This is a genomic window from Mesorhizobium sp. WSM4807 (assembly GCF_055811615.1).
Window position 1 is genome coordinate 15,511 of the sequence record NZ_JBVVQY010000013.1, and the last position, 17,973, is coordinate 33,483.

At 57.6% G+C, this 17,973-nt stretch carries 15 protein-coding genes and 4 pseudogenes; 13 read left to right on the forward strand and 6 right to left on the reverse strand.

All coding sequences use genetic code 11. The features are described 5' to 3' along the window. Positions 1 to 903 precede the first annotated feature (903 nt). The 12 genes and pseudogenes from AC0L3N_RS18140 to AC0L3N_RS18195 all read left to right on the forward strand — a co-directional run bounded on the left by AC0L3N_RS18140 (position 904) and on the right by AC0L3N_RS18195 (position 11,156). Complete coding sequence (locus AC0L3N_RS18140; protein WP_473548899.1) at positions 904 to 2,175, forward strand: extracellular solute-binding protein; 1,272 nt, start codon at positions 904 to 906, stop codon at positions 2,173 to 2,175. A 3-nt stretch (positions 2,176 to 2,178) separates the two neighbouring features. Beyond that, a pseudogene (locus AC0L3N_RS18145) lies at positions 2,179 to 2,408 on the forward strand (transposase); the annotation flags it as partial. A gap of 64 nt (positions 2,409 to 2,472) precedes the next feature. Further along, positions 2,473 to 2,597, forward strand: a pseudogene (locus AC0L3N_RS18150) (IS630 family transposase); the annotation flags it as partial. 354 nt (positions 2,598 to 2,951) lie between these two features. Further along, positions 2,952 to 3,857 (forward strand): annotated as a pseudogene (gene aepX / locus AC0L3N_RS18155) (phosphoenolpyruvate mutase); the annotation flags it as partial. Between the two features lie 177 nt (positions 3,858 to 4,034). Further along, positions 4,035 to 5,144 (forward strand): annotated as a pseudogene (locus AC0L3N_RS18160) (pyridoxal phosphate-dependent aminotransferase); the annotation flags it as partial. Between the two features lie 25 nt (positions 5,145 to 5,169). Then, on the forward strand, positions 5,170 to 5,988 hold the full coding sequence (locus AC0L3N_RS18165; RefSeq protein WP_473548900.1) for a phosphocholine cytidylyltransferase family protein: 819 nt from the start codon (positions 5,170 to 5,172) through the stop codon (positions 5,986 to 5,988). Then, complete coding sequence (locus AC0L3N_RS18170; protein ID WP_473548901.1) at positions 5,985 to 6,605, forward strand: CDP-alcohol phosphatidyltransferase family protein; 621 nt, start codon at positions 5,985 to 5,987, stop codon at positions 6,603 to 6,605. The genes AC0L3N_RS18165 and AC0L3N_RS18170 overlap by 4 nt, the downstream gene beginning before the upstream one ends. A 20-nt stretch (positions 6,606 to 6,625) precedes the next feature. Next, a complete protein-coding gene (locus AC0L3N_RS18175) occupies positions 6,626 to 6,775 on the forward strand; it encodes a hypothetical protein (protein WP_473548902.1) in 150 nt (49 codons plus the stop codon). Further along, positions 6,772 to 7,188 (forward strand): hypothetical protein, encoded by a 417-nt coding sequence (locus tag AC0L3N_RS18180; RefSeq protein ID WP_473548903.1) that lies wholly within the window; start codon positions 6,772 to 6,774, stop codon positions 7,186 to 7,188. Before AC0L3N_RS18175 ends, AC0L3N_RS18180 begins: the two co-directional genes overlap by 4 nt. Further along, entirely contained in the window at positions 7,160 to 8,257 is a 1,098-nt protein-coding gene (locus AC0L3N_RS18185) for a succinylglutamate desuccinylase/aspartoacylase family protein (RefSeq protein ID WP_473548904.1), read from the forward strand. The genes AC0L3N_RS18180 and AC0L3N_RS18185 overlap by 29 nt, the downstream gene beginning before the upstream one ends. Beyond that, complete coding sequence (locus AC0L3N_RS18190) at positions 8,257 to 9,795, forward strand: hypothetical protein (protein WP_473548905.1); 1,539 nt, start codon at positions 8,257 to 8,259, stop codon at positions 9,793 to 9,795. The genes AC0L3N_RS18185 and AC0L3N_RS18190 overlap by 1 nt, the downstream gene beginning before the upstream one ends. Positions 9,796 to 10,244: 449 nt before the next feature. Beyond that, entirely contained in the window at positions 10,245 to 11,156 is a 912-nt protein-coding gene (locus AC0L3N_RS18195; protein WP_473548907.1) for a LysR family transcriptional regulator, read from the forward strand. Between the two features lie 390 nt (positions 11,157 to 11,546). Here the strand turns inward: AC0L3N_RS18195 and AC0L3N_RS18200 are convergent, their stop codons facing one another. The 5 genes from AC0L3N_RS18200 to AC0L3N_RS18220 form a co-directional block, all read right to left on the reverse strand. Continuing rightward, positions 11,547 to 12,191 carry a succinylglutamate desuccinylase/aspartoacylase family protein gene (locus AC0L3N_RS18200; protein WP_473548908.1) on the reverse strand — a complete coding sequence of 215 codons (645 nt, stop codon included), beginning with the start codon at positions 12,189 to 12,191 and terminating at the stop codon, positions 11,547 to 11,549. Beyond that, positions 12,188 to 12,574 (reverse strand): M14 family metallopeptidase, encoded by a 387-nt coding sequence (locus tag AC0L3N_RS18205; protein WP_473548909.1) that lies wholly within the window; start codon positions 12,572 to 12,574, stop codon positions 12,188 to 12,190. Before AC0L3N_RS18205 ends, AC0L3N_RS18200 begins: the two co-directional genes overlap by 4 nt. A gap of 129 nt (positions 12,575 to 12,703) precedes the next feature. Continuing rightward, on the reverse strand, positions 12,704 to 13,054 hold the full coding sequence (locus AC0L3N_RS18210) for a hypothetical protein (protein WP_473548910.1): 351 nt from the start codon (positions 13,052 to 13,054) through the stop codon (positions 12,704 to 12,706). Positions 13,055 to 13,200: 146 nt separating this feature from the next. Beyond that, positions 13,201 to 13,326 carry a hypothetical protein gene (locus AC0L3N_RS18215; protein ID WP_473548912.1) on the reverse strand — a complete coding sequence of 42 codons (126 nt, stop codon included), beginning with the start codon at positions 13,324 to 13,326 and terminating at the stop codon, positions 13,201 to 13,203. Further along, positions 13,317 to 13,568 carry a hypothetical protein gene (locus AC0L3N_RS18220; protein ID WP_473548913.1) on the reverse strand — a complete coding sequence of 84 codons (252 nt, stop codon included), beginning with the start codon at positions 13,566 to 13,568 and terminating at the stop codon, positions 13,317 to 13,319. The genes AC0L3N_RS18215 and AC0L3N_RS18220 overlap by 10 nt, the downstream gene beginning before the upstream one ends. 889 nt (positions 13,569 to 14,457) lie before the next feature. Between AC0L3N_RS18220 and AC0L3N_RS18225 the strand changes: the two genes are divergently transcribed. After that, a complete protein-coding gene (locus AC0L3N_RS18225; protein WP_473548914.1) occupies positions 14,458 to 15,966 on the forward strand; it encodes an amidase in 1,509 nt (502 codons plus the stop codon). 411 nt (positions 15,967 to 16,377) lie between these two features. On the opposite strand, the gene AC0L3N_RS18230 is transcribed toward AC0L3N_RS18225, so the two are convergent. Continuing rightward, positions 16,378 to 17,886, reverse strand: a complete 1,509-nt coding sequence (locus AC0L3N_RS18230; RefSeq protein ID WP_473548915.1) for an alkaline phosphatase family protein — start codon at positions 17,884 to 17,886, stop codon at positions 16,378 to 16,380. Positions 17,887 to 17,973: the final 87 nt, after the last annotated feature.

The following is a 17,973-nucleotide window of genomic DNA, read 5'->3' on the forward strand; positions in this document are numbered from 1 at the left end:
GCGTCACCACGCTGGGACGCATTCAAAGCCCCAGCGCATGGCCGAAACAGAGTGCTCCAAGGAGGCGGCCGAATGTCATGTCGGGCGCACTACAAGAGTAAGCTTGGGGTCGCAGCAGAAGCAAAGTGCAGAAGATAGAGCAAAGATATCCCCGGCCCTCCATTTCAGCTCGGCGGCTCAACGCCGGATCTTTGCCGGATCTTTGCAACTACGGTTCAGTCGTTACGGCGACGAGTGCAACCCTGAGATTTGCCGATGTTGCAAGCCAAGTCGGCAGAATATCGAGCCGCGACGTAACCGCGATGACAGGGAGCGTTGGCAAGGCTTTGAGGTCGCGACCGGCGACGGGTCCGGCGCGTCGACGCAAACGAGCTGCTCTTCGTATACGTCCCAGCGATCCGCTGGTTCACTCAGCATCTGGTCTCAGGTGAGGAGCACGTCGAAGCTGTCGGTCGAAGCCGGAGCCTACAAGGTGCTGATGACGTCGACCGTGACGCCACCGGCGGCGCCGATCGACCAGCGTGGCGCCGAGATACTCTTCCACTACCGCGAGGTGACGGCTCACCGAGCTCTAGATGATGCCAAGGGTTTTCGAGGCAGGGGCAACGCTGTTGTCTCGTGCAGCCTGAACGAATGCCCAAACAGCAATGATGAAAGATCCTTTTCCTCGGTCAAGTCTCACCTCCTGCGGGCGCGGCATCCATCCGGATTCGCCGGCCTCCTATCGCAATACTCGATACATGTCACGCACTTGTAACAAAACGCTTGGATCATCCGCCACGATACTAGTTCAGGTGGTGGTTTTCCGCAGCGCTCGGCTGAAAAAGGTAAAGCAAGCGAGACTGCAACAGTCGGCTCTCTTACCAGCCTCCACATCATTCACGGTTATGGAGCACACGTTTAATGTTCACCAGGCGGTTTATTTGCGCTAACGTCATTTTGGCTGCGGCACTCACCCTTTCGTCTCCTGGTGCCGCGCAGGACAAGATCGCCCTTCGTGTCACTGCGGCACCGTCAGTTATTGCCGACGTCTACAAGTCGATCGCAACTGCATTCGAGCAGACACACGCCAATATCAAGGTCGAGATTGACGCAATGCAGCGCGATTACAAAGCCCTGGTAGAGGCGACGCTCCGGGACTCGCTGACAGGCCAACTCGCCGATGCCTCAATTCAAGGGAACTACACAATCCGACTCTACGCCGAACGCGGCATGGCCGTTCCGCTGGAGAAATACCTCAAAGAAGATGCAGCCTCGGGTACGAGCACGCTTTCGCCTTCAGTCGCGTCGATTGGTCGGCTTGCCGACAAGACTTACGGACTAGGGCTCTCCGTCTCTGCACCGGTCATCTTCTTCAATCTCGATTTGGTCAAGAAAGCTGGGATTGATGCTACGCACCTGCCGACGACATGGGACGGCATCCTGGACCTAGCACGTAAGTTGAATGATCCCGCAAACGGCACTCTCGGCGGGTACTTCAACTATGATCAGATCGACTGGTTTTGGATCGCACTGGTAGAGAGTTACGGCGGCAGAGTGGCGACCGCCGATGACAAGAAGGCTGATTTCGGTGGTCCGGAGGGATTGCAGTCGATGCAACTCCTCAAGTCTTTTGGCGAAGCCGGGCAAGGAAAACTGGACATGCCCAGCGATCAGGCGCGCCAACTGTTCGCTGCCGGGAAGCTCGGGATAATTGCCGACTCCAGTAGTGCTTTGAATGGCTTTGAAAGGCAAGCTGGCGGCCGTTTTTCCATCGCTACTCGCGCGTTCCCATTGTCATCGCCGAATGCCCACCTGCCAGCCGGAGGTGCCCTTGGCGTTGTATTTGCGAAGGATCAGGCTCGGCAGAGAGCGGCTTGGGAGTTTTTGAAGTTCGCCGCAGGGAAAGAAGGGCAAACGATCATAGGTCAGCAGACGAGTTACCTGGTTGCTAACAGTCGCGTGGCGACCGACCCTTCAATGCTCGGCAATTATTTCGCAAGCAAGCCGAATATGAAAGCGGTTGTAGATGCGTTGCCGATTATTCATAGCTGGTACGCATATCCAGGACAGAATGGCGGCAAAATCCACAACGTCCTGATAAACCACATGCGCTCAGTCGTCACGCTGAAGGAAGAACCGGACACGGCCCTCGCATTGATGACGCGAGAGGTTCAAGACCTACTCCCACATTAAACGCAGGCCTTTAGCGGCTTTTATCGGCCGATCGGTCGACCGGCCAAGCCGACCCGCCTCATAGTGGATCTGCATTACCTCAAGCACGTCCACGAACCTGCCGGACGAAGAGACGGTCGAGCGCTGGGTCGAAAATCCCTATCGGCAGTACTTCTGCGGCTTCGAATTTTCCAGCACGCGGCGCTGATTGACGCCAGTACCCATGACGCTGACGTGAGCGGATCGGCCCAGAACATGCCAGGGCGGCTCTCCTGTTCCTGCTGCACTGCAGTCGCGACTTCAACTTGATCGAGGCCGCAGCTCAAGGCACCTCTGCGCGCCAAAGGCCCAGCGGACCATCAAGGCGTCGGCTCCGTCCCGACCAATGCACTCCCGTCGAATGCGCAAACTACTTCAAGGCTGCAAAATATGAACCGGATTAGACGGGACGCGCCCTGGCACGGCCAAAGACATCACGATTAGGGGGCGACCTGCCAACCTCGCACCGCGATATTGCTTGCCCACTGTCGCGATCCCGACGGAATTGTATCGTGGCTAACAAACGGAACCAGCCGCGCAAAGCCAACCTATTGCAATAACAACGGCTTTTTAGCTGGCATGGCTCTTGCTGCTTGAACTGTAGGTGCGCTCCGGCACAGAGCCGTTTCCAGCGGATATCACGACCATTGCGCATTTGTAGGCCAAAGGACTTTTCTACAGCGAGGTTAGGGCGACGATGAGTAATCGTCCCGTTTCGCCGAGTTCATTGGGCCTGATTTTATGGAGGCGGTCATACAATGAGCAAGGCGATTTCGTTCGGGGCGGAAGTCTTTCCGGTGACGGCGTCTTCGACGACCCTCCGCGAGCTCCTTCTTTCTAACGACCTGACATTCTTGATGGAAGCGCATGATGGACTTTCGGCAGCAATTGCCGAGCGTGCCGGCTTTCTAGGGCTCTGGGCCTCTGGTCTTTCCATCGCCTCGGCACTTGGTTTTCGCGACGCCAGCGAAGCGAGTTGGACGCAAGTCGTCGACGTCGTCGAGCGCATGGTCGATGCGACGAACATCCCTGTTCTTGTCGACGGTGACAGCGGCTTCGGAAATTTCAACAATGCTCGATTGGTCGCGCGCAAGCTTGAGCAACGCGGCGCCAGCGGCATCTGCCTTGAAGACAAGAGGTTCCCGAAAATGAACTCCTTCGTCGGCGATCGGCATCTGCTCGCTGACATTGATGAATTCTGCGGCCGTCTCAAGGCCGTGAAAGACACTACGGGACCGGATTTCGTCGTCGTCGCGCGGATCGAGGCGCTGATCGCCGGTAACAGTCTCGATGAGGCGCTATGCCGGGCCGACGCTTATTCAGAGGCCGGCGCCGACGCAATCCTCATCCACTCCCGCGAGGCCGTCGCAGACGAGATCCTGACCTTCGCCAAGGAATGGAACAACAAGCTGCCAGTCGTCATCGTCCCCACCAAATACTACAAAACGCCAGCTTCGGTCTATCGTGTTGCCGGTATTTCGACCGTCATCTGGGCCAACCATTCGATGCGGGCGGCGATCGCTGGCATGCGTGACATCTGCGGCCGCATCTGGTCGGAAGAAAGCATCGCCGGGATCGAGGACCAGGTTGCCGGCCTCGACGAGCTGTTCAGCCTGATCGGCTACGACGAACTGGCTCAGGCGGAAGAACAGTATCTGCCGAAGCGGACAGCACAGCAGAGCGATGTCCGTCCGGCTCGGACCAATTTCAAAGATTCTGCAATTAGCTCAGGAGAGGCGCACATGCTTGCGCAACGGATGTCTTTGCTTTCAGGTCCGGGCACTGCCGCCGCCCGTGAGGCAGCCAAGATTGCTGCCGCGGCCGGCCGTCAGATTATCGATCTGGCGGCCGGCGAGATGATCATCGAGCCGCCTACGTCAGTTCGCAATGGAGCGATCGCCGCAATCAATGCCGGCACCAACCGCTATACGGACTCAATCGGTTTGGTGCCGCTCCGGGAAGCCGTCGCGAAAAAACTGACGATCGAAACCGGCATTGGCTGGAACACCGACGATATCGTCATCACCGCAGGTGCGAAACAAGGATTGCTCGATGCTGCTCTGGCTGTGCTTGACCCAGGCGACGAGGTCATCATCTTTCGCCCGTGCTGGCCGACATTCCCGTCCCAAGTTCTTCTTGCCGGCGCAAAGCCCGTATTCGTTGATGTCCGGCCGCCAGCTTACGTTCCCGACATCGTCGCAGTCCGCGCCGCCGTCACGCCGCGCACGAAAGCCATCATCATCAACTCGCCGAACAATCCCACAGGCGCTGTCTACGATCGAACGACGCTTCAGGCCATTGGCGACCTCGCAATCAACTACCAGCTCTGGATCGTTTCCGACGAATGCTATTCCAGCTTTGTCTTCACCGGCGGACGTCATGAGTCCATTGTCATGGCCCATCCAAGGGTTCGGTCGCGGACAATCCTGGTAAATGCCTTCTCCAAGGAGTTGGCGATCACTGGATGGCGTCTGGGCTATTTTGCGGCGCCGCCGGAGATCGTTTCCGCAGCCAAGAAACTGCAGAGTCACACGACCTCGAACCCCAACGTGATTGCGCAACATGCCATTCTGCATCACCTACAGGTTGGTGATGGCCGTTTTGAACGGGAGATGCACCGGCGGCTGACGGATGCTCGCACCATGGGGCTGCACATTCTGTCCGACCTGCGCGATGTCGATGCGCCGCCCGCCCAGGGTTCGTTTTTCTTCTATCTCGACCTGAGCACGTTGATCGCTTCGCTGCCGCGGGCGGAGTACGTGCGGACCACGGACGACGTTGCCAGGTTGCTTCTTGAGGAAACCGACGTCGGCTCCGTCGCCGGCGGCGCTTTTGGTGATCCGAATGGTCTTCGTCTGTCATTCGGGGTGCCCCCAGGCCAGCTGGAGCAGGGACTGCAGAAGGTCGTCGAAACGTTGAACAGCCTCAAGACCAGACAAGTGGCTGCCTGAGCGTCTTATCCGGAGGACATTTGATATGCGCAACCGTACTCGGGCCGTCATCCTTGCCGCAGGCATGGGATCGAGGCTGCGCCCGTACACGGATGCCGTTCCGAAGCCTCTGGTGGAAGTAAACGGCACCCCTATGCTGCACAACGCGCTGCATCAGCTCTCTGAGCTTGGGATTTGTGAAGCAACCATTGTCGTGGGCTACCGCAAGGAGGTCATCGAGCAGTCGTGTGGCCGGCGGTTCGAGGAGGTGGAAATCGAGTATGTCCACAATCCGATATTTGACCGGACCGGCAGCGCCTATTCGCTCTGGCTTGCGCGGAACACAATGCTTGCCGGTGACACTGTCTTCCTCGAAGGCGACGTGTTCTTTGAGCGCGAAGTGCTGGAACGAACGCTTCGGACCGTCTCGGCGACGAAAAAGAATGTGGCGGCGGTAGCCGTATTCACCGAAGCGATGAGCGGGTCCGCGGTCGAATTGGCCGCAGATCACTCTGTGTCCACTTTCGTGATGAACCAGACGCCGGCCCAGGCGCAGGCAAGGAGTCTCTTCAAGACGATCAACCTGACCCATTTCTCTGCGGCGGCCCTGCATAAGCAACTGGCACCGGCTCTCCATCGTGCAGTCGAAAGCGAGCACCGGACCGCCTATGTCGAACAGATTCTGTCCCTCCTGGTGGAAAAGCGCGAGCTGCAGCTTTCTGCGGCTGACTGCAGCGACACCCGCTGGTTCGAGATCGACAGCGAAGTTGATCTGCGGCTGGCGGAGGAAATTTTCGCGTTGCCGCCGGCACGTGCATTGCCCGGTGCATCTTCAGCCCCACTCGCGGCAGGAGCAAGGAGATGATCGGCTATCTGCGTGATTACGCGAATGCCATTACGGCGCTCGCCTACTTGTTCGCGGTCGTGGGGCTGTACCTCGCCCTCAACGGAAGGATCGAGCTCGGTGTCGCAGCCATGCTCTGGACCTGGTTTCTGGACCATTGGGACGGGCACGTTGCGCGCAAGACGAGCCATTTCCGCCGCCCGGGCGTGGCGGACTTCGGAAAGAGCTTCGACGGGTTCGCCGACTTCATTCATGGCGTTGTGTTCCCCGCGGTGGTCGTAATCCTCCTTGGCCAGGGCACCATTCTGTCTCTTATCGCCAGTCTCACTCTGATTCTGGCAGGTGCCATTAGGTTAAGCTATTTCGAGAACGTCGGACTTACCGCCGACGCTCGATTTACAGGGCTGCCTGTTTCGTATGACACGCCCCTCCTCGCGCTTCTTCTGCTCGCGCGCCCGCTTTTTCCTGGCATTTCCTTTGGAACGGTAATTGCGGTGGCATTTATCGTGCTCGCGATTCTCCACGTAACGACGGCCATCAGGGTTCCCGCCATTCGTGGGGTGGCCATACCAATCGCGTCAGCAGCGGCAATCGTTGGATCGTTAGCGCTCTCAATGACCGCGACTGGGGTCCGCTAACACAAAGGAATGAGGACCAAATGGATGAAGGTGGAGGCAGGGCGCTGGTCAGCTTTCACGGCGTCTTGGCCAGAGGGGAGGCCGACATCGTCGTCCTTGGCGAATGGGTCGAAGGCATCCAAGCAATGTTGATCGCGCATTTTATCAAGCCTGGGGGCTTTGGAACATGAAAACGGTACACGGCAATGACGTCAGCATTGATGACGTGACCATTGCTGACTTGCTGACTAACGTCACATTCACTGAGTTAGTCGATGACTTTGAGTATGCACGCGAGATCGTCGACGTCGAACAAGCCGCATGGGTACCTTATGAAGAAATCGCTCGCCATCGCGATCAGCAGTGCCAGTGTTTCTGCGGTCGAACACTCAGCATCGATGAATTTGCAGTCGCTGCCACGACGCTGCAACTGAAATCCGCCGTCGTTGCTTACGATGATGAAAAGGCAGTCATCGATGCCTTGCGAGAATCCCTCGCCCTGGTTTCAGACGACGGGCGAGCCGAGCTTTGTACAGGACTGAAATCACCTTCGCAGTCAGGAGGAGGCGAATCTTATGACCAACGCCGAAAATCTGCCGCCTGAAGGCGCGCTGTCGGAGCCAAAAGCCTCGAAGATTTGGACCGACATCGACTTCACCGCGGATGGAAAGCAATGTGGCTATTTCCGGCTGCCAATATCGTCGCACGAATCGGCCTATGGCTGGATCCCTATACCTGTAGCCGTCGTAAGGAACAAAAGTGGTCCTCGCGTCCTGCTGACCGCCGGCAATCACGGTGACGAGTGGGAAGGCCAGATCGTGCTCATGAATTTCCTCCGTCGAGTTCAACACTCCGATGTTCGCGGAACGATAGTCATCTTGCCAGCAGCCAATGCCCCAGCGGTTGAAGCAGGTCGAAGGGTTTCCCCCCTTGACGAGGGCAACTTGAATCGTTGTTTCCCGGGAAAGCCAGATGGAACGCCGACATGGGCGATTGCACATTTTATCGAGACTAGCCTTTTGCCCGGAACTGACTTGGTCTGTGATTTCCATTCCGGCGGCTCATCCTTGGAGTATTTGCCTTCAACGGTCATTGTCCGACCGCAGGAAGAACATAAGTTGCAATACGTGCTGTCCCTCGCGTATCAGTTCGGACTTCCTGTCGGATTTATTACAGACGTACAAGCCAGCGGCGATCAAAGTCTCAGCGGGGCCTGCGAGCGAGCTGGAGGGATACCGTACCTATCAACGGAACTTGGTGGGTCAGGTACTGTAGACCTACAGGCGTTGCGAGCGGCTGAAGTTGGCCTACTGCGTCTCCTCGGACATGTGGGTGCCCTTTCTCGCGATCAAGAGTGCGCGAAAACTCAGAAAGTGCGACTGCTTTTACGACATCCGACGCGGGATTACGTTTACTCCCCGGCAGCTGGTGTGTTCGAACCGCACGTTGGATTGGGAGAGCGAGTGCAAGCAGGGCAAGTAGCCGGCGTGCTTCATTGTACGGAAGCACCGTGGCGAGAACCTCACGTCGTCCACTTCCAAAGAAGCGGATATGTACTTTGCCGACGCGTGCCGGCGCGTACAAAAATCGGTGACTGTTTGTTCAACACCGCGGATGAACTGTCCGCTTCAGCAGCGGAGCAGCTGTTCACCGATAGCGGAGTGCTCCCATAATGAAACGGTTGAGCAGCGAACGCTTTTTGACTTCAGAGCCGGAGGTGCAGCCGCGTGGCTGGATCTATCGAGCGCTCAACGTAGAACCTATCGTTAATTGTGTCGGCACCCAGACGAACTATGGAGGCAGCCAGCCAAGTGCCGTCGTTGTCAATGCGATGGCTGCAGCAGCAGAAGCCTTTGTCGACTTCGATGAATTGGCGGAGGGGGTGGGACGCCGGCTAGCGAGGCTGACAGATGCCCAATGGGGTATCGTGACCGCCGGAAGCGCCGCAGCATTAGCGCTTGCAACAGCAGCATGTCTGGCAGGCAACGATCCCGAGCGGATGCTTCAGCTGCCACATCTTGCGGGGCCTTCCCATAGCGTCTTGATTCCTGAAGAACATCGCTTCGATTATGATCATGTAATGACCGTGGTCGGGGCGGAGGTCAGGAGTTTCCGCGGTCTCAAGGAACTTGCGCGCTCGCTTGATATTCAACCCCAAATGATTTGCATGTTGGGACGAGCTCTCCTTCAAAATGTTGGACCCACGCTGGAAGACGTGCGCAAGATCGCCGAGCATGTTCCAATTGTCGTGGACGCTGCCGGCCTGTCCCCTCAGAGGTCGGATCCTTGGCTACAACGCGGTGCGGATCTAGTTATCTATTCAGGAGGAAAATTCCTTCGCGGGCCGCACTCGACAGGATTTCTCCTGGGCCGCGAAGATCTCTGTCGGGCCGCATGGCTGAACGGATCCCCGCACCAGTCGTTTGGTCGGACGATGAAGGTGGGAAAAGAGGAAATCATCGGAGCCCTCGCAGCTCTTGAGGCCTGGTTGCTGACAAGGTCGGAGAACGACGATCAAGCCAAATGGCATAAGACATTGGCGGTAATCGAAAAAGAAGCGGCAACTCTCGGCTTGGAGACCCAAATACTGAACGCGGAGCCGTTTTCCCTGGCACCGAGACTGCGAATAACTTGGGCATCTCGACACCACTACACAGCCGACAATGTTCGACGCATGGCTTTTGAAATGCAACGAGTTCGACTTCAGGATTTTTGGTCGAAGGGGGAGGCCATTGAAATCAATCCCTTTAACATGCTCGGCGTCGAAGACATCGATCGTGTGGTGCTTTGCCTTCGGGAGATTTTTGGGGCCGAATCGCCACCAAGCGAAGCTGCGGTGACGACTGCAGAGTCATTTGAATTGGAAGTTTCCGGCTCTTGGAAGGTTTCAATCGAGTTTTTAGGCCAACACAGGGAAGATGTATTTTATCTCAGCCAAACGGGAAGCGAGGTTCGTGGCACACATAAATCTCGATGCTTGAGCGGAATCATCCGCGGAGAAACGTCATCGAAGGGCATCGTTCTGAATTCCTGCCACGCAGGGCAACCTCTAAGAATCTACTACACTTTCCAAGGAACCCCGAACGAGGGCGCTCTCGCCGGAGAACTGACCGTCGGCGCTGCTTCCGACGAACATTGCGGACCATCGCTGTGCTCGCAATTTGGACGAGCCTCGTGGCGCGCAGTACGCGTCAAGCCTTCAGAAGCTTAGGGTGGCGCGAGATCCCGTTTCCGCGTCGGGAGGGAGAGTAGATTACCATAGTTCAATGCAGGCGGGTTATCACTCGATCCAAAACGTCATCCTGAGGCGACCAACTACCACGAGTCATCATAGCCGGCCAAATCTCTAATGACGCCTGCAGCAACGATGCTCCAAGGAGAAAGCGATGTTCAATTGCAAACTTGCAAAACATGAGAACTCTCAGGGATTCTGATGCCGTCGCCTCTGCCGAGGGCTGACGCGCATCAAGGCTGCCAGGCTAGCAGTTGCTACGGGGAAAGCGCATATCGGCGGGCTACAGCGCAAACCGTCTCGCCAGCCTCGTAGCTCTCCACAAGGATCCGCGCCTGCTCCCTGGAGGCCATTCGCGTCCATAAATCGAATATTGCGATAGGAAACTGGCGAATCCGGATGGATGCCACGCTCGCAAGAGGTGAGACTTGACCGAGGATAAGGATCTTTCGCTCAATGCTGTTCGTGCATTCATTCAGGTTGCACGAGACAACAGCGTCACCCGTGCCTCGAAAACCCTTGGCATCACCCAGAGTTCGGTGAGCCGCCACCTCGCGATATTGGAAGAGTATCTCGGCGCCAAGCTGCTCGAACGGTACGGACGCCAGAGTCAGTTGACAGATTTCGGGCGACTTTTCGCCGATGCCGTTGCCGAGCCTCTCGACACGATTTTCTTTACTGCAAAGCGAATGCGCCGAGATCACGGGAAAGACGCAAACCGGCTTGTCGTGAGGACATCGCTCTCGACCTTCGCCTATACGCTACTCATCCCCAATCTGCGCGAATTTTCGAATGAAATGGGCGGCGTCACGGTCGATGTCATCAGCACCCTGTCGGCTCCCGCCTCAACTGACAGCTTCGACGTGCTTCTGGCCCGGGACCTGACACTCACCGAACCAGGAGATCGCTGGGATTTCTACGACGAGCAGCTCGTTTGCGTTGGTGCGCCAGACTGCATCGCCGGCCGCGGCTTAGAGGCGCTGCGCACCACACCGGTGATTACCGTCACCTCGCGGCCGGACATCCTGCCGACCTGGCTTCGCAGCATGGATTTGAAGACGTCGGACATCATCTCGGGGGAACGCTACGACCATCATTATCTGGCCTTGCCAGCAGTCACGACCGGCCAGACCTTGCTAGTGACGCCGCATATCATCGTCGCGGACCTGATCAGGCAACGCCTCCTGGAAGTGTTTCCCGGCTCACGCGCACCAAGTGGCATGCAATACCGGGCCTATGCTGTCGATCGCAGCAACAATACGGATCTCGCCCGCGCCTTCTGCCGTTGGCTTATAAAGCTCTGCCGGAAAAAGACCGAGGAGGAGAGCACCGGGAGATAGGTGCTGGCCCCAATAATGCATCGCAGAACGCGATCATTTTGGCCGCTTTCCCCGATGCCAAAACTGGCGAGCGACGGACGCCTCATATACCTCTGGCACAAACTTCCCCTGCCTTGAGGAAAGTCCATTGCCCTTGCTCGCCAAAAGACTGCAGGCCGTCCGTCCCTCCCAAACAAAAGCGATGACTGACAAGGCGACCGCCTTGCGCGAACAAGGTGTCGATATCGTCACGCTAAGCCAGGGTGAACCGGATTTCGATACGCCCGAGGCTGTCCAGAAAGCCGGCGTCGCCGCCATCATTGAGGGAAAGACGCGCTATACGGCGGTCGCTGGCGTCAAGCCGCTACGCGAGGCAATCCGGGAGAAACTCTCACGCGACAACGGCCTCGACTATGACATAGCGGGCGGCAGCGTGCCGAGCCCGAACAGGCAGTCGCCGATCTTCGTGCGGGCAGGCGCGCGCCGTTTCAGGATCGTGCCGCCCTTCCTGACGGTGATGATCTCCGGCTCCCGCCAAGGCGTTTCCGTGAAATGCACCGCACCCGCTGAATCGCCATCTGCAACCACATCGCCGATCTTGACATAGGCCTCGAAGACGCCGGTGGCGGTCGAATAGACGAAATCCTTGACCGGGTGCCGACTGTAGAAGACCGTCTTTGATGGGGGCTCTTCCCGACCATCGGATTTCAGTACGCCGACATGTCGCAAAAGCCGCGGGAGCCCGGACTCCGCTGCCCGGAATGCATCGACGAAAAGGTACCCGCGCCGCCGAGTTCCGTCGACATGTTGCCCGACACCAAGCCGTCGACAGGAGCCGAGAAGCCGCAGGTCGCCGCCCATCAACCCCTCGATCAGAATGCTGGCAGGCATTGCAAAGGTCTTCAGGAATCCGATCGCCTCGTCCCTCAGGTTCGGTTCGTCAGGCGCAACCAGATGGGCGGCCGGAATATATTCGGACGAGTAGCCGCCGGAATGGAAATCGAAGCAGTAGCGTACCTTCGGTTGGAGAACGCTATCGATGTAATGAGCGATCATCTGGGTTGGCGTCCCGTTCGGGTCCCAGGGAAAAGCCGGTTCATATTGCCGCCGTCGACCGGCGAAACACGGTGGCCGGCGCTGACCGCCGGCGCATTGACCCCCGGCAGAATGATCAACCGGCCCTGGATGCGATCCGGTGAGAAGCTGCGCAGCAGCTTCATCAGCATGACTTGACCCTCGTACTCGTCGCCATGATTGCCGGCCATGAGTAGGACGCTTGGTCCCTCACCGTTCCTGATCACCGAAATCGGTATAGGTATCCGTCCGTAAGCGGAGTCATTGGTGGAGAACGGTACGCGCAAATAGCCGTGTGACACGCCTTCTGCTTCGATATCCACATCAGTCCAGATGCGTGTGGCCGTGTTCTTGCCAGTGCTCATGGTCCGATCCCACCCGCTAACGTTCACGCCCGACGTCGGCTTCATGGCAATCGGCAATAATCCGCATGGCCTCCTCGAGTTCCGGATGGGACTTTGCATGACCGACACCTAAGCGGATCGCTTGCGACCTCATCCGGCAAAGCATAGGGGTCGCCGGTTCCGATATTTGACACCGCGTTCGCGGATGCGAGAGGCCAAGCCAGCAGCCGAGCAAGATTGAGGCAAACGAATCCAGACGTGCAGCGCGCCGTCCTTCGTCTCGAAATCCGCGTTCGAAAGCATCGGCCGGACGATCCGGTGGCGGGCCGCCATTTCCTGCCGGACCGCCTCAATGATGCGTCCCGCGCCACCTGTCTCTATTAGCTGCGTGGAAACAGCTGCGCTGACCGGCGCTGCCATCCAGAATGTAGCGCGGACACCGGGCCAGAACTGGGCCCCCGCCGACGCCGCCGTTGGTGCGACCACATAGGCGATCTTCATCCCTGCGGCGATCGTCTTGGCGACACCGAGCAGGTACCAGGAGCGTTCTGGCGCAAGCGCGGATATTGGTGGGGGAAGGTTCTCCGGAAGGAGGCTGTAAATATGGTCCTCGATGATCTGCAGTTCGTATTTGCGGGCAACCTCGACTACAGCCTGGCGGCCATGGTCGCCGTCGTTGGGTTCTGAAGGGTCGACAGGAGATAGAGGGCTTTCGGCCGATCAACGCGGCAGAGCTCCTCAAGAGCCTCCGGGATGATGCCTTCTACGTCCATCTTGACACCTTTCGGATGAAGCCGAAGCGCTGAGCCAGAACGAGGATCGGCGGGTAGGTGAGATTTTCGACCGCCAGGACATCGCCATGTCCCAAGAGACCACCGAGCAGCATGTTGAAGGCACTCTGCGTCCCGTTGGTGACGATGACACGGTCGACCTCCGGCTTGCCGCCCAGCCGTCGCCCGGTGAAAGCCGCGCCGGCCTCCCGGTCCGCTTCGCTGACCCATCCAGCGGTGTGCACCGACCATTTCGCTCGGCGTGTAGCGGGTCAGCACACCTTCCAACGCTGTCCGGTATTCCGGATCGAAGACCGTAGGCACCAGCGGCGGATGAGTACGGCTCGTCTCAACGATCTTTGTCATTAACGTCTTCCTTTTGCCGATAAAGCCGCTTTCGTGGAGAGGCCTAGTTCTTTTCGAATGGCGTTTTTGACTGTGATGACGAGACGAAGTCGCGGGGAGATCCGCCGCTTTTTGCTGCTCGTTTAGTCGACCTAAACACGTCATTTGACAGCGCGATGACATGGATCGCATTATGCGATGGATAATATTGTTATATGGATGGATGCGCAGGCATCTCATTCTAGTCTAAGCCAACCGGTGCGTGCGCGTGGCTTGGCCGTCGATCTGGCGAAAGTTTCAACAGTCTCGCGCTCGCCTCAGACGAGCTCGAGTCGCATAGCCGAGATCAATGGGAGGTAAGCTGCTTTTTAACCGGCTCGCCGGTAATGATCGCAGTTTAAGTCACCGCAATTGCTAGCAACCAAATCCTCGACAGTTTAATCAACGAGAGAAGGCAAGGTCGTTGGCGCACCGACCGCCCTGTTATCAATACCAGCGACCGTCCAGCGGAACAACGAAAGTTGAGACAGCGCGTTAGCAATACTGAACTGCTCGATACAGTGCGTAAAGGCAAAACTAGACCGTAGCGGAACTGTCGAGAAAACGCCTGAATCCATCTAATTATTCGATATTATTAATTTAAGTGTCACAAATGTGACCTATCGCTGCAGCTGATCGGAAGGTTCCGACAGCGCAAGATTCTAGCGGCAGCAAAAACACGGCGTAGCGCGCTCCGAAAGATTCCATCTAGGCGGTCTTAGGCATGCATCAGATTCAAGGAAGACGACCATGACCCGTTCGACGACGGCAGCCGACCAGGCGAGCACTAAGGCAGCAAATTGCCCTTTGCCCGACTTTCGAACTGCGACGGAGCTTGTCGAAGCACTGGCGTCGCGCGAAGTTGCCTCCCTGGAACTGGTTGATAACGCCATTGCTCGGATCGAGGCGGCTGATCCGGCAATCAATGCAGTCGTGGTTCACGATTTCGAGCGGGCCCGTGAGACCGCACGCGAGGCTGATGCTAAGCTTGAGCGCGGCGAGCGCGCGCCTTTGCTAGGCCTTCCGATCACCGTAAAGGAGCATTTCCACGTGGTTGGTCTCCAGACGACTTGGGGAATGCCAAAATATCAGGGCTGGCTTTCAGATGTCGACGCGCTTGCAGTGCAGCGGCTGAAGAACGCTGGCGCGGTCATTGTCGGAAAGAGTAACGTGCCGGACCAGAACGGGGACTGGCAAAGCTTTAACGACGTCTACGGAACAACAAACAATCCTTGGAATCTCGCGCATACGCCGGGCGGGTCGTCCGGTGGCGGTGCCGCGGCGATCGCAGCCGGCTACGTTCCGCTTGATCTCGGATGGGATGGCGGCGGTTCTCTAAGAACGCCGGCGCATTTTTGTGGTATCTTCTCGCACAAGGCTTCACTCGATCTCGTGCCTCTTCGGGGCCTGAGCCTTCCAGAGGCCCCCATCGTGCCCAGACGCGACGAGGGAGCTACGATCGGCCCGATGGCACGAAGCGCCATGGATCTGGAACTGGCGTTGTCAGTCATTGCCGGACCAGACGAGACCTCGGACGGCGTTGGTTACACACTTTCATTGCCGCCGACACGTCACAGCAAGCTTGCAGACTTTCGTGTCCTCGTGATCGACGAGCACCCACTATGTCCTACTGCCGACGGCATCCGCACAGCACTGAATGAAATGGCCGAACGCCTTTCGGGGGCCGGCTGTGCCGTGATGCGCAACCATCCAAAACTCCCCGATCTGGCTTTTACATCGCAGGTGTTTGAAAAGTTCAGCTTTGCCAAGCGGAGCGGCAAGCTTCTGGCGGAAGAGCGTGCCGAAGTTGAGCAACGGGGGGTGCAATTGTCCCCTGAGGATCAAAGCCTAGTCGCCTGCATGTTGCGTGGATATCTCATGACGCACGCGGACTGGGTGGCCCTCTCACAGCATCGAGATGAACTTAGAGCCCAATGGAGGTCGCTGTTCCAGCACGTAGACGTGGTATTGTGCCCGCCGTCGCCGGTACAGGCCTTCAAGCACGACCATTCGCCGATGCCTTCTCGTAAGATCGATATCAACGGCGAGCCGAGGCAATATCGCTGCGATCTGCATGCCTGGGCAAGTATCGCCAATATGATCGGATTGCCTTCAACGACAATGCCAATTGCTGAGAGCGGCGGTCTGCCGATCGGAATGCAGATCATGGGCCCTTATCTCGAAGATCGGACGACCATAGGCTTCGCCACGCTTGTCGAGCGCGAATTCGGGGGCTTCCGACCACCACATGAGATCTAACGCTTTCGCATAGCAACGCATCGCGGCTTGCGTAGAGAGTTCTCCTGAGGCGACCCGTTTACGCAGGCAACGGGTCGCCTTTGTACATTCACTGCGGACTCTACAGATGCGGCCCGTCAGCAGCCCGAATTCGATGCTGCTGACATGAGGTTCCACTATCGACGAAACCCATTTCGATCTCTCCGACAATCCGCCCCGCTGGTAGAGTTTGCCCGCCAAGTGTTTGTCGAGCGATGCAACGTCTGGAAAGTCGGGAAGCATGACGAATCCAACCATGTTACCGTCGGCGTCCAGCATCCGGCGTCATTTCTCCGAGGCTTGCAGAAGGATGTATGACCGTTCCAGAAATTTTCGGACGGTAGTTGAATAGTAGCGGCGGCCTTCGTGGGAACGATAACGTACGGCCGCCCGTTAGTTCGCCGCCGACACCCAGCCTCCATCCAGATAAACGGTTTGGCCGACGCTCACGCGTCTCAGCTGCTGAGAATAGCCGTTGAGACCGGTCCCAAAGATTTCAGGCCTGCTGACGGCAGGCGTGCGAGCCGCGATGTCGGCGGTGCCCTCGCGCAAGACCTCTGAGAGCACGCGGCCCGTCATGCTTCCGGGTACATGCATGCCTAGAATCGAAAGCAACGTTGGCGCGATGTCGCAAATCCCTGTTGGAACGGTGGAGATGCATCCGTGACCCAAGAACGCCGTTCCTGCTACGATTCCAACCGATTCAAGTTCTTTAGGATGGAGCCCACCGTGCACGCCGAGGCCGGCTCGGCGGTTGTTATCATAGAAAGTGCCACCTATCAGCCCGAACTCGTCCATGCGATCGTCAGCCCGAAAGCAGAAATAGATGTCGGGCGCTCGTACATGATCAGCGAAGACGAGATTGCTGGCAAAGCTACCAGACGCTATGCCCTCAACCTCGTTCTTCGCCGATGTGAAAACAGGGCCTAGCCAAGGCTGTTCGATCAGTGCCTCGACAACGCGATCGAGCTGCGCAATCGAACGATCCGCGAGATATAGTGCGCCCACCTGCCCTGGTACGACGACGACGCCAACTCCGCTACCCGGCGTGATTGACGTTGCAAATCCCGCTTCCGTGAGGCTGTCACAAACAGATACGCGTGTATGAGCCGTGATGTGGCCGTGATCTGAGACTACAACGATCTGGACGCCATCCGCCTTTTCCTCGGCTTCCCACCAGTCGAGAACGCGTCCGAACTCCCTGTCGCAATGTGCGATTGCCATACGGGTGTTCGCGCCACCAGTTCCATTGAAATGCGAGGCAGTGTCCGGCTCACCGTAGGAGAGAACCGTGATGTCGGGAGCGTGTTTCGGCCAGACGTAGTCAAGAAAGATTGATGTGATCAGCGTCTGCGCTTCGATATCTGGCTCGCCCTGCGGCGGGACAGGCGGCAGCGGTCCAAAGCGTCCGACGATGTCGGAGAAAACAGCGTCCGGCGTGCATGCCTCAGGGAAATGGCCTGAAATGCGGATGTGGCCGAAATCCTCGGCTTTGTGATGGAAAAAACGCGTCGTGCCCGGAGTGTTGGTGGCAAGAACTACCATGCTTTTTCCGGCACGTCCGAGAAGTTCGCCAAGTGTTGGTGCACTCATAAGCAAACCGCCACTTTCTCTGTTCAGGCGATCGAGAAGAATGGCGTCTGCCGTATCGACGTAACGATGAGGGCTCGTACCTCGGTCGACATACTTGTTACCGACCATTCCATGCCGGTTCGAAGTGGCGCCCGTGACTAGGCTAGGGAACGCTACGCGCGTTTCGCTCGGGTAGACGGTCCGCTGCGCGGCGAGCGTCGTTCCGACTTTTTTCAAGCGCATCAGATTGGGTGTCTGAGTCTTGTCAATCAGGTCGGGACGCAGGCCATCAAAGCTAACGATAAGAAATTTTGCAGATGAAAAGGTCATAGGCCCTCTCGCATTGTATGGCTGGCGCTGGTTCCACGGCGCGATTTGGTTGGCCTCAGTCACACCTAAGCACCAGCGTAATTCCCC